Source organism: Alkalinema pantanalense CENA528, from assembly GCF_050753345.1.
Classification (GTDB): domain Bacteria; phylum Cyanobacteriota; class Cyanobacteriia; order Leptolyngbyales; family Leptolyngbyaceae; genus Alkalinema; species Alkalinema pantanalense.
In genome coordinates this window covers 14,899-34,028 of the sequence record NZ_JBLZFX010000019.1, presented here as the reverse complement: position 1 = coordinate 34,028, position 19,130 = coordinate 14,899, and the positions used below count along the sequence as shown (strand labels likewise).

The window sequence follows — 19,130 nt, the reverse complement described above, 5'->3', positions numbered from 1 at the left end:
ATGAATCAGTTAGTGGTTTTAAATTTAGGCAAGGGCAACTGGCAGCAGGGATTTCCGTCGATCGCGGCGCAAATTTGGACAGATCCCCAAGCCAATCCCATTCAGGTGACGGGCAGTCTACCAGCTCTGCCGGAACTGCACCAATGTTTTCAGCAATGGCGCACCCTCTACCAAGCGTTGTATCGTCACCTAGGTGGCACCCAACTGGGGGCGTTGCGATCGGTCTTTGAAATTGATAGCACCGATGTGACCCATGTTTCCAAGTCAGAATTTAAAACCCTTTGCCAAAGGTTACACAGCTTGCTCAATCAAGCGCTGAGTGATCCAGCCTTTCAAACGATCGAACGCCAGTTGCGTACCCAATTGAATCCCGTTGAGGAAGTACGGTTAGTCATTCTGGCAGAACAATTGGAAATGCTGCGGTTTCCCTGGGAGCATTGGCAATTTTTCGAGGATTATCCTCGATCGGAATTGGCGTTGAATCCGCCCGATTACCGTCGATCGTTGACAAAACGAGATGTGGAACAATCGCGAAAAGTCCGCATTCTTGCCATTTTAGGCAACAGTCAGGGGATTGAAATTGACCACGATCGCGCCTTGCTGAATCAATTGCCCCAGGCGGATGTTAATTTTCTAGTGGAGCCAAGTTCGCAACAGTTAAACCAACAACTCTGGGAACAGCCCTGGGATATTTTATTTTTTGCAGGCCATAGCAGCAGCCAAAGCCAAGGCATTCTGCAACTCAATCCCCAGGAAGAAATTACGATCGAAGATTTGAAATATAGTCTACGACGGTCGATCGAACAGGGGCTAAAACTCGCGATTTTCAATTCCTGTGATGGTTTGGGATTGGCCCAGGATTTGGCTACGCTGCACATTCCCCAAATGATTGTCATGCGGGAACCTGTGCCCGATCGGGTGGCCCAGGAATTTCTCAAATACTTCCTAACGGCGTTTTCATCGGGACAGTCGCTCTATTTAGCCGTACGGGAAGCGCGGGAAAAGCTACAGGCGATCGAGGCGCAATATCCCTGTGCCTCGTGGTTGCCTGTGCTGTGCCAAAATCCGGCGGAACCCTCCCCGTGCTGGCAGGATTGGTGCGTAGTCCCCACTGCTCCAGCGCCGCAATTGCCGAAACGATCGTCCGCGATCGGGCTAACCAGTGCGTTGTTGATTGGGGGCTTGGTGGTGGCGGTGCGGGCGCTGGGGTGGCTGCAAACGGTGGAATTGGCGGCTTGGGATGGGTTGATGCGGCTCCGGCCTGCGGAACCCCCGGACGATCGCATTGTCGTAGTGACGATCGGCGATCAGGATATTCAAGCCCAGGGCAATGAACCCCGTCGAGGCTCCCTGTCCGATCGCACCACTCGGCAATTATTAACCCAATTAAATCAAGCTCAACCGCGCGTGATTGGGTTAGACATCTATCGCGATTTTTCCGCCACTGATCCGCAGTTAGCACAGTTATTAAAGAGCGATCGTTTAGTAGCTATCTGTAAGCGACCCGATGCCCAAGATGATGCCAGTGGCATTCTCCCACCGCCGGAAACGCCTGAAAAACAGGTGGGTTTTAGTGATTTTGTTCAGGATACCGATGGTATTGTTCGTCGCCAGTTAATTTCGATGTCTCCGCAATCCACTTCCCGTTGTACGGCCAGTTATTCCTTTAGTGCACAATTGGCGTTTCGCTATTTAGCTAGCCAAGGGGTGGCGATCGACTTTACGCCGCAACAGCAGTTGAAATTAGGTCAAGCGGTAGTGAGTAAACTCGGCAATCGATCGTCGGGCTATCAGCCGGTAGATGCGGCGGGAATCCAATTGTTGCTGAATTATCGGAATGTAGGATCGCCTGCTTCCCCTAGAAATATTGCGCGACAAATTTCCCTGACCCAATTTCTTAAGGGCGAAGTGAACCCAGATCTGTTGCGCGATCGCATTGTCATCGTCGGGGTTGTCACACCGAATACGGGCGATATCTGGCCCACACCCTACGGCCAAGCCTTTGCCACGCGCCTACCCGGTGTGATGGTGCAGGCCCAAATGGTCAGCCAACTGCTCAGTGTCGCCCTCGATCGACGACCTATCATTCAACCTTGGCCCTTTTGGGCGGAGGTCGTTTGGATGGTAGGCTGGTCGTTGGGTGGGGCCTTGCTGGGGGTGGGGCTACGATCGTTGCGTTACTGGTGCGGTGCAGTGGTTGTCGGCTCAAGTCTATTATTGATCACGAGTTATATTCTATTGCTGCAAGGGGCTTGGGTGCCGTTGATTCCCCCTCTAATGGGACTATTAATGAGTTCCAGTCTGAGCCGTATTGTTCAATTTAAATCATCCGATATTGAAATGCTACCTGGAGTGTTACCATCATGATGTTATATATGTTTAACTACCGCTATTTATTGATTTCGTTAGTCAGCGGCTTAGCAATCGCGTTTAGTATTTCTAATCCTGTGCATGCCCAAGGAAACTCGGTTGAGTCAAATGGCAGCACAGGTAATGGTACTAGCCTTTCCCAAAGCATTCAATGGGATCCGCCCACTCCCCCCAATAGTGGCGAACCGGGAGGTCGGGGCCAAGGCGGCGGATCGCGAACCACCTGCGATCGCTATACCAATCTCCAAGTGATCGTGCCCACCTTGCCGTCCAAAGCACTGTGGGGCCAAACGGTTAGCGATCGACCCACGCTCTGGATTTATGCCCCCGAAGGATTTGCGGATCAGGAAACGGTGGAAATTGTTCTGAAGCAGCCTGCAACAGGAACCTTAGTCAAGCAGCAGTTCAAAACTCGGGCGATCGAGCCAGGAATTACCAGTATTGCCTTTCCCGACCAAGTGGCCCTCAAGGTTGGTCAGTCCTACCAGTGGTTTTTCTCGGTGCAATGCCAACGGCCCGATATGGATGATCTCACTACGATTAATACCCCAATCATTTTACGGGGTTCAGTGACTCGGGTTGCGCTCAAATTACCCGTTTTACAACAGTTACGCCAGCAGAAAGATCCGACTCAAAAAGCCATGATCTACGCCAAACAGGGGATTTGGTTTGATGCATTAACGACCTTGGGTCAGGTCTTACGATCGCCTACTACCAACCAGAACGGGATGAACCAGGATGCCCAAAAGGCATGGAATCAGTTACTAGACCAAGCTGGATTTTCCCCGCTCAACACCGTCCCGGTACAGCCGGAGTTAGCCCCTGTGCCTTGAAATGCCCGTTGATTCCCATCCTGGGTGGGACGCATTGCTACAGCAGGCCACGATAGCGGATAAACAGTAATACGACTGCCCAGGAGCCTAACGTCACCTTAATAGCCACTAAAATATTGAGGATGGGAATGATGCCGCCGCTGAGCAATTCTCCCATCTGTCCTCGGGGAAGTTCGATACCGGCCAGGGTAAGCATAGCCAGCACAATGAAAACTAGAACCGAAATTTTTTCCCAAGTCGCCACGCGCCAGCGTTGATAGACAGCCTGCATACCTTCTAGGGAGGATGTCATAGCCACCAACCCGATCGCCGTTCCCCCGGCAACCCCTGCGGCAAAGCCTCCACCGGGACTCAAGTGCCCTCGAATGGCCAATTCAATTCCCACCAAGGCTGCAATGGTTGCGCCAAGCCGAGCCAGAAGCATGGAGGAAGAATCGGTAAATTGGTGAATTTGGACCGAGGGTCGCTCATTGGCTAGCAAAAAATGCGCTCCCATGATGGCGATCGTAAAGACAATGACCTCAAAAATCGTGTCATAAAGGCGATTGTATAAAATAATGCCGGACACAACGTTAGGGATAGCGCTATCTTGCGCGATTGCCTGCACCGCAGAAAACGGTAAAGTTGGCTGTGGATTATTCATCCAGAGCATTTTGACATAGAATACCAATCCTGCTATGAGATAAATCCATTTCATCACTGTATCTCCTGGGAATTTGCAGGGGCGGAATTCAGGGTTGGGAGGGCTGCAAGCGAGGTTCCTAAATCAACATAGGTTAAGTGAATATTGGGAGAGTCTATCCCAGATTGGAGGATCTCATAGAGACGCTGGATGCGGACGGTGATCGTGTGGGTTGGGGCCGGGGAAGAAAGGTCGTCTACTGGCAGCCAAGTAGCATGAATTTCCCGGTTTTTCATAGCTTTGAGCAAAGCCCCTCGATCGTCATAAGTGATCCATTCTACTTGCATGTAGTAGGGCTTAAAAAGACGTCGGAGGATTGTCAGAAGCTGTTGAAAATCATGCTGTTCCACACCGTCCGGGTGGGTCTGCATGGCCTCATCCTCCTGTCGCAGCACGCCTAGACGGAACACTAGAGACGATCGAACGGTGATGGCATATAACGTAACTGCAAGCAAAGTTCCGACTAATGCTTCAGTTAAGGCAACATCTGCCGCCCCTAGAATTGCATAAATCAAGGCTGAAATGGCCCCTAGCACGCCCCGCAAAATCAAAGCATGGTAGGGGTTCGTTTGCACCACAACCATAGATGCTGCCAGGGGCAGTAGGGCTACAATCCAGTAAATATAACTATCAGTCATTATTCCTCTCCAGGTGGGAATCCAGTCGCGGACTGCTGGAGCAGTAAGCCAGCACATATCCCAGCATCGTGTTCCAGAAAACGAGGGATAGAATCGCAAGGAGCAAAAGGGGCCATTCTCGGGGGCGTAGAAGCAATAACCCAACCATGATGCTAATGGAACCTAACGTATCGGAGACTGAGAGGTTATGCAATTTAAAAAGAACCGATCGACGACTCAGTAACGATGACGTTCCCCAAAACCAAAACACCAGTCCCATCGCAATGCAACCATAGCTTAGTATCTGCATTAAGGCTCTCCCAGTTGTTTCACAATATGTGCCAATAGCATTAATCCTGCATTGCCTACGCTGAGGATAATGACACCGACAATGCCAATCATCCAGTCATCTCGCAATACAGAAATCAGTAAAATCATCACCGAAGCTTTGGTCGAAACGCTCGAAAAAGCCAACATCATTTGCCAAATATCTTCATTCCGCCAGGATTCGTATAGGGGAATCACCAAGGCCGCAATCATGGCAAATAGAAATAGATTGAGGATCATGATAAAGCCTCAGGTTTGGACACATGGGGTTTGCGACAAACACGGTGGACTTCGTACCAGCCCTCATCGCGATATTTCAAAACCGTTGTCTTGGGGGTAAAAGTGATCAGAAAAATGTCTAAAAAGACTAATCCTTGAGATCGACGGGAGGAGACGCGCTCCAAAATGACATCTTCGTGGGTATGGGGCCGTAGGATTAAGTCAAAAGCTTCGGCATAGGCTTGGGGAATGGCCAAAATGATTTTTCCTAAGCCCTGTAGCAAATCTTTTAGACGTTCTGGTGAAGCAGTTCCCCGAGGCAAGAAGATGGCAATGGCGACCCCAATGGCAATGTTAACGAGACTCAAATTAGCAGTTAGTAACAACCAAATAGTTAACCTGAAAATGAAATGTCCAATCATGTCAGCACCATCCAAAATAACAGGACTAAACTGAGACTCATCACCCCAATAAGGTGGTCAAATTGTTCGAACATACGGGGCAATTTCACGATCCAGCGACGAAAGATGAACCAGTAAGCCAACCATCCCAGCGCGATCGTGGCGAGGGGTTTGACCACATTCTGGAGGGTGTAGGCGTCGTAGTAGACCAAGTTGGCCCCCACCAAGCCGCCTAGTAATATCAAGATGGCAGCCCAGAAGCTCAAGGAAAGAACGGGCATCGGTTTTGGGGCTGGGACGGGCGGAGTTGGGCTGGGTGACCCTGACAGCGCCCAGGACGGGGCTTGAACCGGCAGGAAAATGAATTTTGCGAAGGAGATGGCGGTGCCCAAGGCGGCAATGTTCATGCCCACCACTTGCCAGGGCAAGAGATTTTTCATGGTTAATACCTTGGCCCCAAATCCGGCCAAGAGGGGAAAACCGGAGATGGAGAAGCTGGCTGCCACCACTGCGCCCCAGAGTGCAAGGGGAATCGGTTGATGTTGCAATTCCTTGAGGTTGCGGCTGGGTAACTGGCCAACGATCAGGAATAGAGCCGCTTTAACCAGACCATGGGTGAGGGCATAGAATCCGCCGACTTCTGGGGCTGCCAAAATAAAGCCTAATTGCGAAATGGTATGGAACGCCAACATGCGTTTGGCATCCTTTTCCACCACGGCATAGGCCACACCAAAGACCGCCGTTCCTACTCCAAAAATGCGGACGATCGGGTCAATTTCTTCCAACAACAGAGCACACCGCGCCAGGGGTAAAATGGCCGCTTTGACGACCACGCCGGACATCAACGCAGACACGGGTGAATCAGATTCTGAGTGGGTCAGGGGCAACCATAACCCCGAAACAAAGATGCCGCCCTTCACCAATAACCCCAAGAGAATTAAGGCGATCGCTTCTGGGGGGGCTCCTCGTAGCCCTGCAAAGTCAAAGGAATGGTGGGCTTTGTAAACCAGCACCGTTCCGACCAGATAGAACAACATGGCCACGTTACTGATAAACAAGTAGCGTAAACCAATCCACAGGGAGCGATCGCTGCGGGGATAGGCAATTAACAGAAATGTCGCAATGCTAATAACTTCCAGGGCTACATATAAGCTCATGAAGTCTGCACAGGCGAAGGCGGAGTTAACGCTGCCATGCAGAAGTAAAACTTGAGCATAGAAGAATGGAGATTTATCACGCTTCCAGCAATAGAACAGCACCGCCGCTGTCACTAATGCATTCGTTAAAATAAAAAATGCAGTTAATGGATCAAGCAGCAAGCTAACGCCAAAATGATCCAAAAGCTTTAAACTAACGGGGGATTTGGCTAGAAAGAGCTGTGTTGCATAGGCCGCAGAGGACAATGCCCCCAATAGGGCAACGTAGCGGCTAATGTTGGGCAATAGGTAAACAATGAAACCGAGCAAAAAGGGACAGGCAATCCAAGCAAGGGTCCAATAGTTGATCCAGTGATTCATCATGTATTACTCTTTTCGATCTCGTGACACTCTAAGGTCGGATTATCTCGTGATAGTTTCATGGCACCGACGAGCATGAGTGCCTGAATAGACAGCCCAATCACGATCGCGGTCAAGATCACCGCTTGCGGCACTGGATCGGCGTAGGCTCCTGCGGGGGCTGGCTCCGTCAAGATGGGCGTGAAAACCCCGTCCCGGCCTGAAATCACAACGTAATACGTCACGACGCCGGTGCTCATCACATCCATTGCGATAATTTTCATGAGCAAATTCTTTTTCAGCAAGATGCCAAAAAAGCCACACAAGATCGTTGCAAAAACAAATGCTTCCAACACCATAGAATTTGCCTAATCATGGAATAGATTGACAGTAATGGCTCATGAAATGGCTCATGATCGATATGTTTCGAATGACGGATGCTTGATACAAGAGAAGACCCTCTTGCATCATATTTTCCATCATTGAATCCTATTGAATAAACTGAATTGTGCGACAGGGATCTGAATCGGATTCCAGCTTAACTTGTATCGTTCGACGATTTATCGGAGTAACAACTCCATTACATTCATCCGTGTCACAGCCTAACTCCGCTTGTATACAGTCCATCAAAGAACTTGACTGAAATACATTTAAATGAACAAAAAATTGTAACAAGCTGTTGAGTGAGGGTATGAACGCATAAATGAACAATAGACAGATTAGGCTGAAATCCCGATCGTAGAACTTCTACGCAGGATCTCTCATTACTCTTTGCAAACCTCCATGGAAGTAATAGATTTTTTTAGATAGCTTGATAGGGTTCAATAATAAAACTATTATCATTAATCAAGTCTCTCAGCAATGGCTTCCGATAACAAAGTTCAAGAAGGCTCATAGGTATAGAGAAATCATAATTTTAGGTATTAGATATTCCTCCTCTCTGCCACGCAACGGTTTAATGAGCTTTAATCACTAGTAACTATCAAAAATTTCAATTGTCGATTTTTGGAACTCACGGTAAGCGTTTAAGAATTTTCTAACGCCAGAGCAAGGAGAGCGTTTGCAGTAACCCGATCGCGACCCCGAGGACGCCCCCTAAGTTGACGATCGCTTGGAGTTCAGTCTGCACAAGTTCGTTAATTCCCGCTTCCATTTCTGCGGGTGGAGTGGCCACGACTCGGTTAATAATCACTTGATCGATGTCCAGAATGGGAAGAACTTCAATCACAATATTTTCTAAATCCCGTTCTAGGTAGCGTTCCAAAACATTCGCAATTTCCCAACTCACAACATCCAATGATTCGCTAACGGTACTAAGAGTTTGCAATCGTTTGAGAACAACTGAGGCGACATTTTCCCAATTAACCGAGGAACTTAACCCTTGCAACAGGTCAGCCCCCCGATCGCGCAGATAGGTGCGGACGCTGTCCCGTAGGGTGCGGCGCAGTTGGCGGACAGTGGAGACGGGTAGGGTTTGCAGGGAGAAGTCGTAGAAAAACTCTTGGAAGCGTTGTTGAATGCGCAGGGAAATGATCAGGTCTTGAATAATAGCATTGGTGGCTTCCCGATCGTCGAGGCAAAAGGTGCGGAGGCGGATGAGGGAATTACGCATGCCGAATAAATTGGCAACGACCCAGTAGGTACCGCTGGTTTTTTCGCGGAAGCGATCGTCGAGGATTTGGATATTGCGATCGGTGAGAAAATCGACGAGGATTTGCCGTAGGACATCGGGGGGCAGGACGGAGGTGAGCAGCCAAACGGAGAGGTGATTGGCCTGTTCTTCGGTGAGTTGAAATTCAAGTAAGATTCGATCGAAAATCTGATTCAGTTGATCCTCTAAAAAATGTTCCCGTTGAGCGAGGACTTGCAACAACCGGGGAAGGGAGTCACCGAATAAATCCCGCAGGATATTCGCAAGAACTTTAGTGGTATTTTCTTCTTTGCCAGTTTGCAGTTGATCCAGGACGAGGCGGAGAATCCAAAGAATGGCGGCTTGGACTCGTTCAACTTTGAGCAGGCGTTGGGCAATGCCGTGGATCTCATCGGGAGTCAGGAGGGAGCCCATGATGGTGTCGGCGATGCGTTTGGCGAGTTTGGCTTGGTTACGGGGAATGACGCCGGGGGTGAAGGGAACGCGGAAGTTGCCGATGTACCAAGGGCGGTAGGGGCGGAATAACATGCGAATGGCAATGTCGTTGGTGAAGTAACCAATGATGCCACCAACGATCGGGGGCAGAACCCAAGGCCAAAGGTCTGCAAGTTTCATTTCAGCCGTCCTAGCGCGAATCACCCATGATCTAGCTTAGCGAAAGGGGGAGCGCTTTGTGTGGAAAATCAGCAGGCTTGGTCTATGATGCTCCAGCCCACTCCCGTCCTATCAAGCGAAAGGGGCGTGGCGCGATGCCGCCCTCACTGATCCCACTTTCTACTACACCATCGATTTTTGTGCCTTCATAGGGATTCAGTACTTGTTTCCAGGGACATCATGGCTTCAATCCAAGCCTGGTTAAACACTGCTGCGTAAATGCGATTACTGATCTGAAATTGCCCTTGATATTTGCGGATCACGCCAGATAATAACAGTTCCTCCGTCTCAGGACTATTGGGTAAAACGATCGACTCCGCCTCAAGAATTTGACGATACAAACTGAGGAGATGGGTTGCGGGAAATGGGCCGTGGAGCAGTCGATCGGAGATCGTGCGGAGATGTTCTGGCTCATCTTGAGACTCCCAGCGATCGATCAATCGAGTTTGTACTAGGTTGGCGACCCATTCTGTTTCTTGGTTGAGTGGAATAGGCTGCCGCTCACTTCGCACCAATTGACAGAGTTTCTGAGTTAAAAAGGGTTGTCCATTCGTCCAAAAGAGCAATGCCTTCAGAAATATCTGTGGATTATTCACCTGATCTGTTAACCCATTTAATAACGGTTGTGCTTCATGCTCTTTAAATCCTTCTAATAGAATGGCTTGGCCAATATTGAACGGTGTGCGCTGAATGTCCGTAATTAATGCTGAAGGTGTTGCCACCCCCAGCAGCGTAAAGGTTAACCGATTCCAGATTGAATTGAAGCTGCGTTGGTTATAGCAAGCACGAATTAACCCAAAAAAGTCATTCGCCGAGAACGGTAACCCCAGCACACTGTCAATTTCATCTAAGAAAATCACAAGCTTTCGGGAATTGGGCATTTCATCCGTACCCACTTCAGTTAACAACACCTCACCTAAAAACTGCCCTAGCCGCTGCACGGGCGAAATATCTAAGCGATCGTTCCACCAGGCTTTGAGGTTCACCCGTCCTAGTAAATCAAAGCCTTGCCAGAGCTGTACCGCTAGCCCCTTGTACCATTGCTCCGGGGTCACGGTTTCGCTCCCTAAAAGCGTTAAATCGATCGCAGTACAGCTGTAGCCTTCCTGTTGGAGTTGCTGTAGCATGCGTACCATCAAACTCGATTTCCCCATTTGTCGGGAGTTTAGGACATAGCAAAATTGGCCTTGGTGCAGGGCTTTGTAGAGGTAACGATCGGACGATCGCACCACATAGGTCGGGGCATCCATCGGCAAACTTCCCCCCACCTGATAGGTGTAGGCACTGGGGGCTTCAGCACTGCGCAGTAATTCATTTTCAAAGCGCAGTTCCGCCTGGGTCGCCTTCAACACCTCTAGGGTCTGGGAGAGTTCCTGGGTGCGTTCCTGAACCTTTTGTTCTAGGGTGCGCGAATAGTCCGCCAATTGATTCTTAGCTTGTTCTAATGCCTGATTCTGCTGCCCTAAGGTTACGTAAAGTTGAGAATTTTGTAGCGAAATCGCTGCTTGACTAGATAGAATTTGGAGCACTTCAACCCGTTCTGGGGTAAATGCACCCGTTGTTAGATTATTTTCCAGATACAAAATCCCATTTAGTTGCCCCTGGTTTAATAACGGTGCACAGAGAATGGATTTCGGCCTATGACTGACCACGTAGGGATCATTCATAAATGCCCCTTCTTGGCTAGCATCCTTCAAAACCACACTGTCTCGACACTTGATGACATAATTCACGATCGCCGGAGCAAAGGTCGCTTCTGCGAGGGATGGCACCTCCGCTCCCTCTACCCCATCAGCAGCAATCACCTGCCAAGTTCCAGCTTGTTCTAGCAGCAACAATCCCGTTTGAGCGCCCGCCGTTGCCAGTACGGTTTTCATTAGCGTTTGTAGCAACTGTTCCAGAACAATTTCATTGGAAATAGCCTGACTGGCACGAATTACAGATTCAAAATCTAGCGATAAATTACTAGTTCCGCTAGTCGTGTCTAAACTGACGCGCCGCTGCCCGATCGAACTATCGTCCTGACGCAGTTCTGGATAGGCTGCCTCTAAGCGCTTGACTTTTGCGATCGCACCCCATTGTTGATATAGATAACGGGCATCCCGCAAATAAGCTAGGGCTAGCTTGGGATAGTTACGACGGAGAGAAAACCGTCCCGCCAATTCCGAGGCCAGCGCTTCGTGGTGCAAAAATCCATTTTGCTGTGCTAGGGCGATCGCCCGCTCATAGCCTTCGATCGCCACATTAGGACGATTTTGTAACCGCGCTAATTCCGCATCCACAAGGGCCAATTGTTGACTCAAATTCATCGGAGCCATGGCTGCCCAGCGAGACAATTTCCGACGATTTTGCTTGATCCGATGCAGTAACTTGCGCTGAACCGGCGCGGTTTTCTGGGCGTAGACTTGGGCTTGAATCAGCGCATCATAGGCGAAATAATTGGCTACATAAACCGTTGTCGTTGCCCCACTGAGGTATTGGCGGTTGGCATCGGCGGCCTGAGCGGCTAGCTCATAATCGCCGAGTACTAGATGCAAAATGGTTTTGGTACACCAGTAAGTGGACAAATTGGAGACATCCGAGGCTTGCTGATGCAGGGGAACCGCCTCATCTTCGTTGTAGGCTGTACCCACCAAGCAACTGGGATCGGCACAGTCCCCCGTCAGATTAAATACGGTTTGACGGTGGATTTCGTGGGTGTAGAGGGAGGTACCCTGCCCCAAATCTGAAATAATCGCACTGAAGGCACTCATTTCAGACTTGACCGTTTCTAAGGACTCCCCTTGGTAAAAGGCCATGGCACAGGACATCATGCCAGAAAAGGCCGCAAATTCTATATCCCCATATTCCAGCGCCTGTTTGTAGGTTTCTCGTAGACCCGCCTTGGCATTCCGATAGGGTTCTTTCCAAAAGCACAAATGGGCATTCAAAATATGAGTCGTTCGGTTCCGCAGGAGGGGATTGGCAATGCGCGATCGCAGTTTGAGCGCGATTTGGCCCATGGCATAGCCCTCAGGTTCATTCCCCAAAGTACAGTGGATGACCCCCATTAGCGCAAAGGCATAGGCGGATTCCGGGGCAATCCCGTGGGTTAAGGTGGCGCGAATAAAACTGAAGGTAATCAGCGGAAGTAAATTAGGCCGTGCATAGTAAGTCGGTGACACAATATTTCGCTGCAATTGCATCACCGCTAACGTGGCGGCATCGGTCATCTCTGGCAGTGCCTGTAATTGCTCAGCGGTTTTTCCCCGCAAAGTCCACTGGATTCGCAGAAATTGCCCTAGTACTTGTAACGAAGTGGGATGGCTGGGGAGTTGCTGGCCCCAAGCGTCCTTGAGTACCTGGAGGGTGTAGTCGATCGAGTCATTTAACTGGTTCTGCGCAATCAATGCTCCCACCGTCACCTCATGAACGGGGAGTGCATCCAAGGGCTGACGGGCATGGTGCAGAATCTGTTGGTTGAGTTGCGCCATCGTGGCTAACTCGTTGGCCAGGAAGGCGGCCATGGATGCCTCGGTGTAGAGTGCATGGGCCAGTGGGTAATCCTGTTGCCAAGCATCCGCCGACAGTAACTGAACCCCCGTAAGCAAAAATTCCAAGGCGGCTTGAAAGGCTGCAGCCTGTTTAGCTTTAATTCCCGCTTGTAAGTTGAGGCGGGTTAAAGTGAGTCGATCGGTTTGCGATAACCGATCCTGGGCCTGATTCAGGTGATTGACCGTAGCAAACAGATGGGCATCCGTCTGGGACTGAGGCTGGACGAGGGCAGTCTGGGCGAGGAATTGCCGTCCCAGATGGTAGTGCGCCTCTACCCGTTCCGCCGCACTTAAGAGGGAATAGGCCGCCTGCTGCACCCGATCGTGTAGAAATCGATAACGGGGATTGTAATCCGGATCGGAGTCGAAGTCATAGACCGTTTCCAGCTCAAGGCTATCATTCACTCGCACAATCAACCCTTGGTGCAAGGCAGGTTGGAGATTGCTAACCACTTGGGCCGGAGCCAAGGCCAGCAAGATCGTCAGGCTAGCCAGATCAAACCGACTGCCTACCACCGACGCTTGTTGCAACATCTGTACCGTTGTCCTTGGCAGATCTCCCATTTTGTCGATCAAAAAGGAGATGACATCCTCCGTCATACCTTGGGCTTGAATTTCCTGTAAATCCCAAACCCAGCGACCTTGGTCAAGATCCACCGTCAACAGACCACGGGTATAGAGGGTTTCCAGTAATTGATTGAGAAAAAAGGGATTGCCTTGAGTCCGCTGAAAGCACAGATCGGCTAAAGGATGGGTAACGGTATCAGGCAAGCGAAGGGTTTCTTGAATCAGTTGGCGGGTGTGGGCTTGGCTCAAGGGCGTGAGGCTTAAGTGCGTAAAGACTTTGCCACTCTGACGAATCTCTTCTAAAGACAGCATTAATGGATGGGCCGCATTCACTTCGTGGTCGCGGTAGGCTCCCACCAATAACAAATAGCCTGCTTCAAGATCGGTCACAAGCCGCTGTAATAACCGGACGAAGGCTAGATCAGCCCATTGCAAATCATCAATAAACAGAACGATCGGATGGTCTGCGGTGGCTAAGGTGCGTAGGAGGTAACGAAACAACATGATGAAGCGGGTTTCTGCATCAGTTTCAGTAACCTCTGGGTGGGCGGGCGGAGTCCCTAAAATTTGTTCAAACTCCGGAATCAAATCCATTAACAGCCGCGCATTGGATCCCACTGCCGCCAACAATGCCTCTTGATAATGGGCCAACTCACGATCGCTGCGGGTAAGCAATCGCTGCACAAATTGGGTCAGGGCTTCTGCCAGGGGGCCATAGGGTTTGCTGCGATTAAATTGGTCATACTTCCCTTTGATAAATTCACCCTGAGCGGCGGTCACAGGGCGGTGCATTTCATTCACCAGGGAGGTTTTGCCAATCCCGGAGTAACCCGCCACGATCACCAGTTCGACCGATCCTTGGCGACAGCGCTCAAAGGCAGCCATCAATTGCTGAAGATCGGCTTCGCGGCCATAGAGGGTTTGGGAGAGAATGAGCCGATCGGGAACATCCGCTTGGCCCAGGTCGAAGGGGGGCACCTGGCCTTGGCTTTGCCAATCCTGGTAGCAGCGCTGCAAATCCTGAACTAAGCCGTAGGTGCTTTGGTAGCGATCATCGGCATTTTTAGCCATCAACTTCAGGACAATCTGGGCAACAACCTGGGGAATCTCCGATCGCACCTCTTGGGGAGGGATGGGCGATCGGGCAATCTGGGCATGAATCATTTCCAGCGGATTGGCGACCGGAAAGGGCAGTTGGCCCGTGAGGATGCGATAAAAGGTGACCCCCAAAGCATAGAAGTCCGATCGAAAATCCACCGATCGATTCATCCGCCCCGTTTGTTCTGGAGAAATATAGGCCAAGGTGCCTTCTAAAACCCGAATATCAGTTAAGCTGGGCGTTTCCCGCGATAGCTGACTAGCGATGCCAAAGTCAATCAGCTTTAACGTATTGGTTTGGGGATTCCAAACAATGTTAGAAGGATTAATGTCTTTGTGAATGATTAAGGCCCGGTGGACTTCCCCTAGGCTGCGGGCGAGCCGTAGCATCAAGTCTAGGCACTGGTCGATCGAGAAGGGTGACGCGATCGTTAAAAAATGATCTAAATCCAAGCCACCAAAATCCTCTAAAACCATGACAAACTGATTGCCCCGATCGATGAGATCTAGACAGCGAATAATGCCCGATTCCTGGAACTGGCGGGTAATCTCGTATTCCCGACGAAAACGCGCGACCTCTGTGGGACTGGGGTAGGGATTGCGAAGATATTTCAAAATCACTGGCAATCCATCTGCCCGATAGGCAGAATAAATCGTACAATGACTGCCCTCACACCGAAATTGTAGGTCGCTGTAACCCGGAATTTCCATGGAAAAATCGCAAAAAATAAAATATCTAATCCAACAAATGAAACCCGATTCCTAAAACAGTGGGATGAATTATTTAAAGCCAAATTTAAGCATTCTAAAAACACTAAAGTTATCTAAAATCAGACGTAAGCCACCTAAAAATCAATCTAAATGTGAATGCTCTGGGGAATGTTAGATGGCAATAGGATTTCAAACGGAGCCAGACGATACTGATTGGATGACTGAATCTCCTGTTCAATTTGCGCCAGACGATTTTGTAACCGCACTACCAACGGACGCACCCGCCGATCGACAAAATGGCAGGGCGCGTATTGCCCTAGCTGATTGCAGCGTAAGTGACCCACCACATAGACATCGCTAAGGGTGTCCAAGGCAATGGCCATCGGCGGCAAAAGTGGGAGCAGATCATCCGGTTGATACCCCTCACTTGAGGTAGGAGCTGGCCCATAAATTGCTGTGGGCATGTTGGGCACAAAGGCCATCGCGGGAAACACCGTGTAGTTAATCAGCGCATGGAACACCGTCACCCGGAAGATAATTTGCGCCACAAGATCGGCTAAGTCCTCACGGGTTGCCACCTGCCCATCCCGTCCCATGCCCTTGATTTGGGCCCCTTCGCCGCTGCCCATGTGGCGGAACCAATCCTGAAGTTCAAAGTCCTCCGTCACATCCCGATCGCTACTGTAATAGAGGGCCACATAATCTCCCACAAAGGCCCGAATCGCCTCCCACTGTGGCAGGGCATCATCCCGGTAGGGATAAACGGGTAGCACATCGCGATCGAGAACGCCCCGGCGGCTAAAGTCCGTAGGCGGGGTTAACGCATTCCAATCAAACTCTGCGAATCCCCGCTTCACCAGTTGAATCGCACTCTCCAAACTCACAGCCTGGAGACGGGGCGTGCGGCCACCGGGGGACAGGAGCGATCGGGTGGGCACATTCACCGCCAACGTGAACTGGAAATGGGGCGTCAGCAATACCCGCAGCGGATGGCTGGGAGCTAGATGACGGAAGGTATAGAGGGCAATCCAAGCCGCCATCATATGGCAGCGCCCCAAATGTTCAACCACCCCGTGATAGTTACTGTCTGCGCTTTGCACAACGACCTTGGCCATCTCCCAAGCCACCCCATCGGCAGGGGTCAAAATCGGCGTTTGGGGATTGGGAACTTGACCGCATTGGATGGCAACGGGCAGCAGCCGACCGGGCGGGCCACCGGGGGGACAGGTTGCCTGGGGATCCCACCGGAGCAGTACGATCGGGGCATAGAGATACTTGCGATAGTGATCGGTAATCCCCGCTGCAATCCCCTGCAAAATCGAAAAATCGACAATAAACAACCGTCCCTCGGCCAAGGCGGCGGCTAGACTATCGCGCCCACCCGTGGCCCGCTGCATGTGGGCTTCCGTCACTGGCAAATTCTCCGGCAGCGCCTCCTGGACCGATCGAATCAAAATTGGTGCAGTTCCCGCAATGCGTTGCCAAGCAAAGGCCCAATCCTCCTGCCAACGGTAGCGATTGGGTGGTGGCGCAATCAGTTGGAACAGTTGTTCATAGTCGGTAATGGACAGGGGCGCGCGTTCGTCAAAGGTGGGAACGCGAGGATCTCGGCTGGGCCCATACAGGGATTGCAATTCCCGATCTTGCAGCCGCGATCGCATTTGGTTCACCGCAAACCGGAATCCCCCCTCCGGTGCCCACTGGCATTGCTGGACTGTGGCAACCGCTTGGTTGGCGTAAACGATCCCCTGGAGCTTAGCAAAGGTAGCCAGATAGTCCGGAGAAAACTGATCCCAAATCGGCACCTGTTGTACAAAACCCACATCGGCGTAGCTGGTATCAAATTGATAGATGGCACGACTCGCCGCAAGGCAGGCCGCTCGCCCATCGGGGCAGGGATCATCCTGGGGCAAGGAGGGCATTAAGGGATCGAGGGAAAACAACATAGCGGTGTTTGATAAATAAATACAGCCAAGATTGGAAAATTAAGCCAGTTGCTAAAACGGAATCCTCAACAAAATCAAGACTAGAAATACAGCATTAAATGAATCCATTTTTAAATAAAAATACTATTCCCGATCGTCGAAGGCTGCAGGTAGGGATAGGACAAAAATCGATATTGATCGACGTTTTGCATCGCCGTTTCTGCAAGGGCTAACTCCTGACGCAACTTTTGCACCAACCCATCCACCCGCCGATCCTCAAAATAAAAGGGCTCATACTGTCCCAGGACAGAAAACCGCACATTGGAAAGTTGATAGAGGATGACGAATTGCTGTAATGCTTGGGAGGTCGGCGGCAGCATGGCTAGCCAGCTGCTTTGTGCCTGTGGGGTGTCCTGGGTGGGGGCAGGCGCATAGAGGGCACCTGTCAAATTAGGCACATAGCCCATAAACGGGAACTGCGCATAGTTCAAGGCCGAATGCTGAGCCGTTGCCGTGAAAATCAGCGTTGCCACCGCCTCTACCAATTGCTCACGGGTGGTCAATGGCGTGGGCACACCGGAAATATTACCCTGTTGGGGATCGCCAAAGGCTTGCAAAAAGTGCTGCAATTCCCAATCCTGCTGCACATCCTCATCACTGCCGTAATACAGTGCTACATAACGCTGGACAAATTGTTGCAGTGGCTGCCAGACCCGCAGGGCATCGTCACGGTAGGGGTAGTCCGGGAGTCCCAGAACATTATCGACTCTGCGATCGGCCAGCTCTTTCGGAGGAGCAGCCCGACTAAAGTTATATTCCCGCAGTCCCCGCACCAAGGCCGTTAATGATCCCTCGAGCGTGGTACCAAATAGGGCATCGACTTGGCCCCCCGGCGCAATCAAGTGTTTGGTGGCGTAGTCGTTCAGGGCGAGGGTGAATTGGAAATGGGGATCGAGGAGGACATAGATCGGATGGGAGGGAGCTAGGTTACGGTAAGCGGCCACGATCGCCGCTTCAATCACCATATGGGTATAGCCCAAGTGATGCACCATTTCCTGCAAGACTCCATCGGCGCATTGCACCACCGTTTGCGCCATTTGCCAGCGGTAGCCATCCAAGGGAGTAAAGATAGGATTGGAGGCATCCACGGGCCATTGCTGGCACTGAATGGCCACGGGTTTGAATGCTCCCAAGGTGCGATCGTCCCCCGGTTGCCAAGCAAACAGCGCCAAGGGGGCATAGAGATAGCGATCTTGCGGCAACCCGTTCTTCCGCCATGTTCCCTGGGGCAAATTCATCAGCAGGCGATAGTCCGCGAGGTAGAGGCGATGTTCGGCGGCAGCTTTTTCTAAGGAGTCTTGGGTTCCCATGACCCGTTGGTACAGGGCATTGTCCACGGGGAAATTGGCGGGCATGACTCCCGGCGGCAGGGGAGCCAGGATTTCTTCACCGTTACAGCCTGTTATCCAAGTTCGATCGGGAGCAGACAGGGTTGTGATTCCCCGCAATACCATGGGGTTGGCTCCGGCCAATCGCTGCCAAGCAAAGGCCCGATCTCGTTGGCTCTGGGATTGACGGTAAACACTGACAATTTCGGGTTGGCCAATCAACGCAAAGAGGGCGTTGTATTTCTCCAAGTTCAGTGGAAAACTATCGGCAATGCGTCGAGCTGCCTTTGTAGGTTGCGCTAGGAAAAAGGCGCGATCGGTCAGCGATTTCGCTAAGCTGAACCAATCGTTGATCGTCACGCTGCCCTGCGACGCCCCCGTCAGAAATTCCAAGTCGATCGCGGCTTGGTTTGCCAAGAGCGTACTATCTACTGTCAAAACCTGGGCCAAGTAAGGCAAGGTAAATTGCTGGTCGTAGGGCAAATCAGCCAGCAACCCCACTCCCTGGGAACAGTCATCACTCTGATAGGCATGGACAAAGGTATATTTGGCCCGCGCTCGGTTAAGTTGAGCCTGACGGGCAGCGGGATTGCGATCGCTTTGAGGCAGAGTTGGAAACACAGCTGATCTAGAAAATGAGGTTGACCCAAACACGAAC

General features: G+C 51.0%; 13 protein-coding genes. 2 read left to right on the top strand and 11 right to left on the bottom strand.

All coding sequences use genetic code 11. The features are described from left to right. Positions 1-2,367 (top strand): CHASE2 domain-containing protein, encoded by a 2,367-nt coding sequence (locus ACN4EG_RS08570; protein ID WP_431628925.1) that lies wholly within the window; start codon positions 1-3, stop codon positions 2,365-2,367. Beyond that, positions 2,364-3,203, top strand: coding sequence for a DUF928 domain-containing protein (locus tag ACN4EG_RS08565; protein WP_431628924.1), 840 nt, complete (start codon positions 2,364-2,366; stop codon positions 3,201-3,203). Before ACN4EG_RS08570 ends, ACN4EG_RS08565 begins: the two co-directional genes overlap by 4 nt. A 37-nt stretch (positions 3,204-3,240) precedes the next feature. Here ACN4EG_RS08565 and ACN4EG_RS08560 read toward each other — a convergent pair whose 3' ends face one another. The 11 genes from ACN4EG_RS08560 to ACN4EG_RS08510 all read right to left on the bottom strand — a co-directional run bounded on the left by ACN4EG_RS08560 (position 3,241) and on the right by ACN4EG_RS08510 (position 19,093). Further along, positions 3,241-3,900 (bottom strand): Na(+)/H(+) antiporter subunit B, encoded by a 660-nt coding sequence (locus tag ACN4EG_RS08560; RefSeq protein WP_431628923.1) that lies wholly within the window; start codon positions 3,898-3,900, stop codon positions 3,241-3,243. Then, a complete protein-coding gene (locus ACN4EG_RS08555; RefSeq protein WP_431628922.1) occupies positions 3,900-4,523 on the bottom strand; it encodes a DUF4040 domain-containing protein in 624 nt (207 codons plus the stop codon). Before ACN4EG_RS08555 ends, ACN4EG_RS08560 begins: the two co-directional genes overlap by 1 nt. Continuing rightward, positions 4,516-4,782, bottom strand: a complete 267-nt coding sequence (locus ACN4EG_RS08550; RefSeq protein WP_431628969.1) for a monovalent cation/H(+) antiporter subunit G — start codon at positions 4,780-4,782, stop codon at positions 4,516-4,518. Before ACN4EG_RS08550 ends, ACN4EG_RS08555 begins: the two co-directional genes overlap by 8 nt. Before the next feature lie 29 nt (positions 4,783-4,811). Further along, positions 4,812-5,069, bottom strand: a complete 258-nt coding sequence (locus ACN4EG_RS08545; RefSeq protein ID WP_431628921.1) for a hypothetical protein — start codon at positions 5,067-5,069, stop codon at positions 4,812-4,814. Continuing rightward, on the bottom strand, positions 5,066-5,416 hold the full coding sequence (locus tag ACN4EG_RS08540; protein WP_431628920.1) for a cation:proton antiporter: 351 nt from the start codon (positions 5,414-5,416) through the stop codon (positions 5,066-5,068). The genes ACN4EG_RS08545 and ACN4EG_RS08540 overlap by 4 nt, the downstream gene beginning before the upstream one ends. Positions 5,417-5,466: 50 nt before the next feature. Further along, positions 5,467-6,969, bottom strand: a complete 1,503-nt coding sequence (locus ACN4EG_RS08535; RefSeq protein WP_431628919.1) for a cation:proton antiporter — start codon at positions 6,967-6,969, stop codon at positions 5,467-5,469. Further along, positions 6,966-7,304: an NADH-quinone oxidoreductase subunit K gene (locus ACN4EG_RS08530; protein ID WP_431628918.1), complete on the bottom strand. Its 339-nt coding sequence runs from the start codon at positions 7,302-7,304 to the stop codon at positions 6,966-6,968. Before ACN4EG_RS08530 ends, ACN4EG_RS08535 begins: the two co-directional genes overlap by 4 nt. Before the next feature lie 677 nt (positions 7,305-7,981). Further along, positions 7,982-9,211, bottom strand: coding sequence for a DUF445 domain-containing protein (locus ACN4EG_RS08525; RefSeq protein ID WP_431628917.1), 1,230 nt, complete (start codon positions 9,209-9,211; stop codon positions 7,982-7,984). 185 nt (positions 9,212-9,396) lie between these two features. Then, a complete protein-coding gene (locus ACN4EG_RS08520; protein WP_431628916.1) occupies positions 9,397-15,159 on the bottom strand; it encodes an AAA family ATPase in 5,763 nt (1,920 codons plus the stop codon). A gap of 146 nt (positions 15,160-15,305) precedes the next feature. Next, positions 15,306-17,105: a lipoxygenase family protein gene (locus ACN4EG_RS08515; RefSeq protein ID WP_431628915.1), complete on the bottom strand. Its 1,800-nt coding sequence runs from the start codon at positions 17,103-17,105 to the stop codon at positions 15,306-15,308. Positions 17,106-17,215: 110 nt separating this feature from the next. Then, a complete protein-coding gene (locus ACN4EG_RS08510; RefSeq protein WP_431628914.1) occupies positions 17,216-19,093 on the bottom strand; it encodes a lipoxygenase family protein in 1,878 nt (625 codons plus the stop codon). Positions 19,094-19,130: the final 37 nt, after the last annotated feature.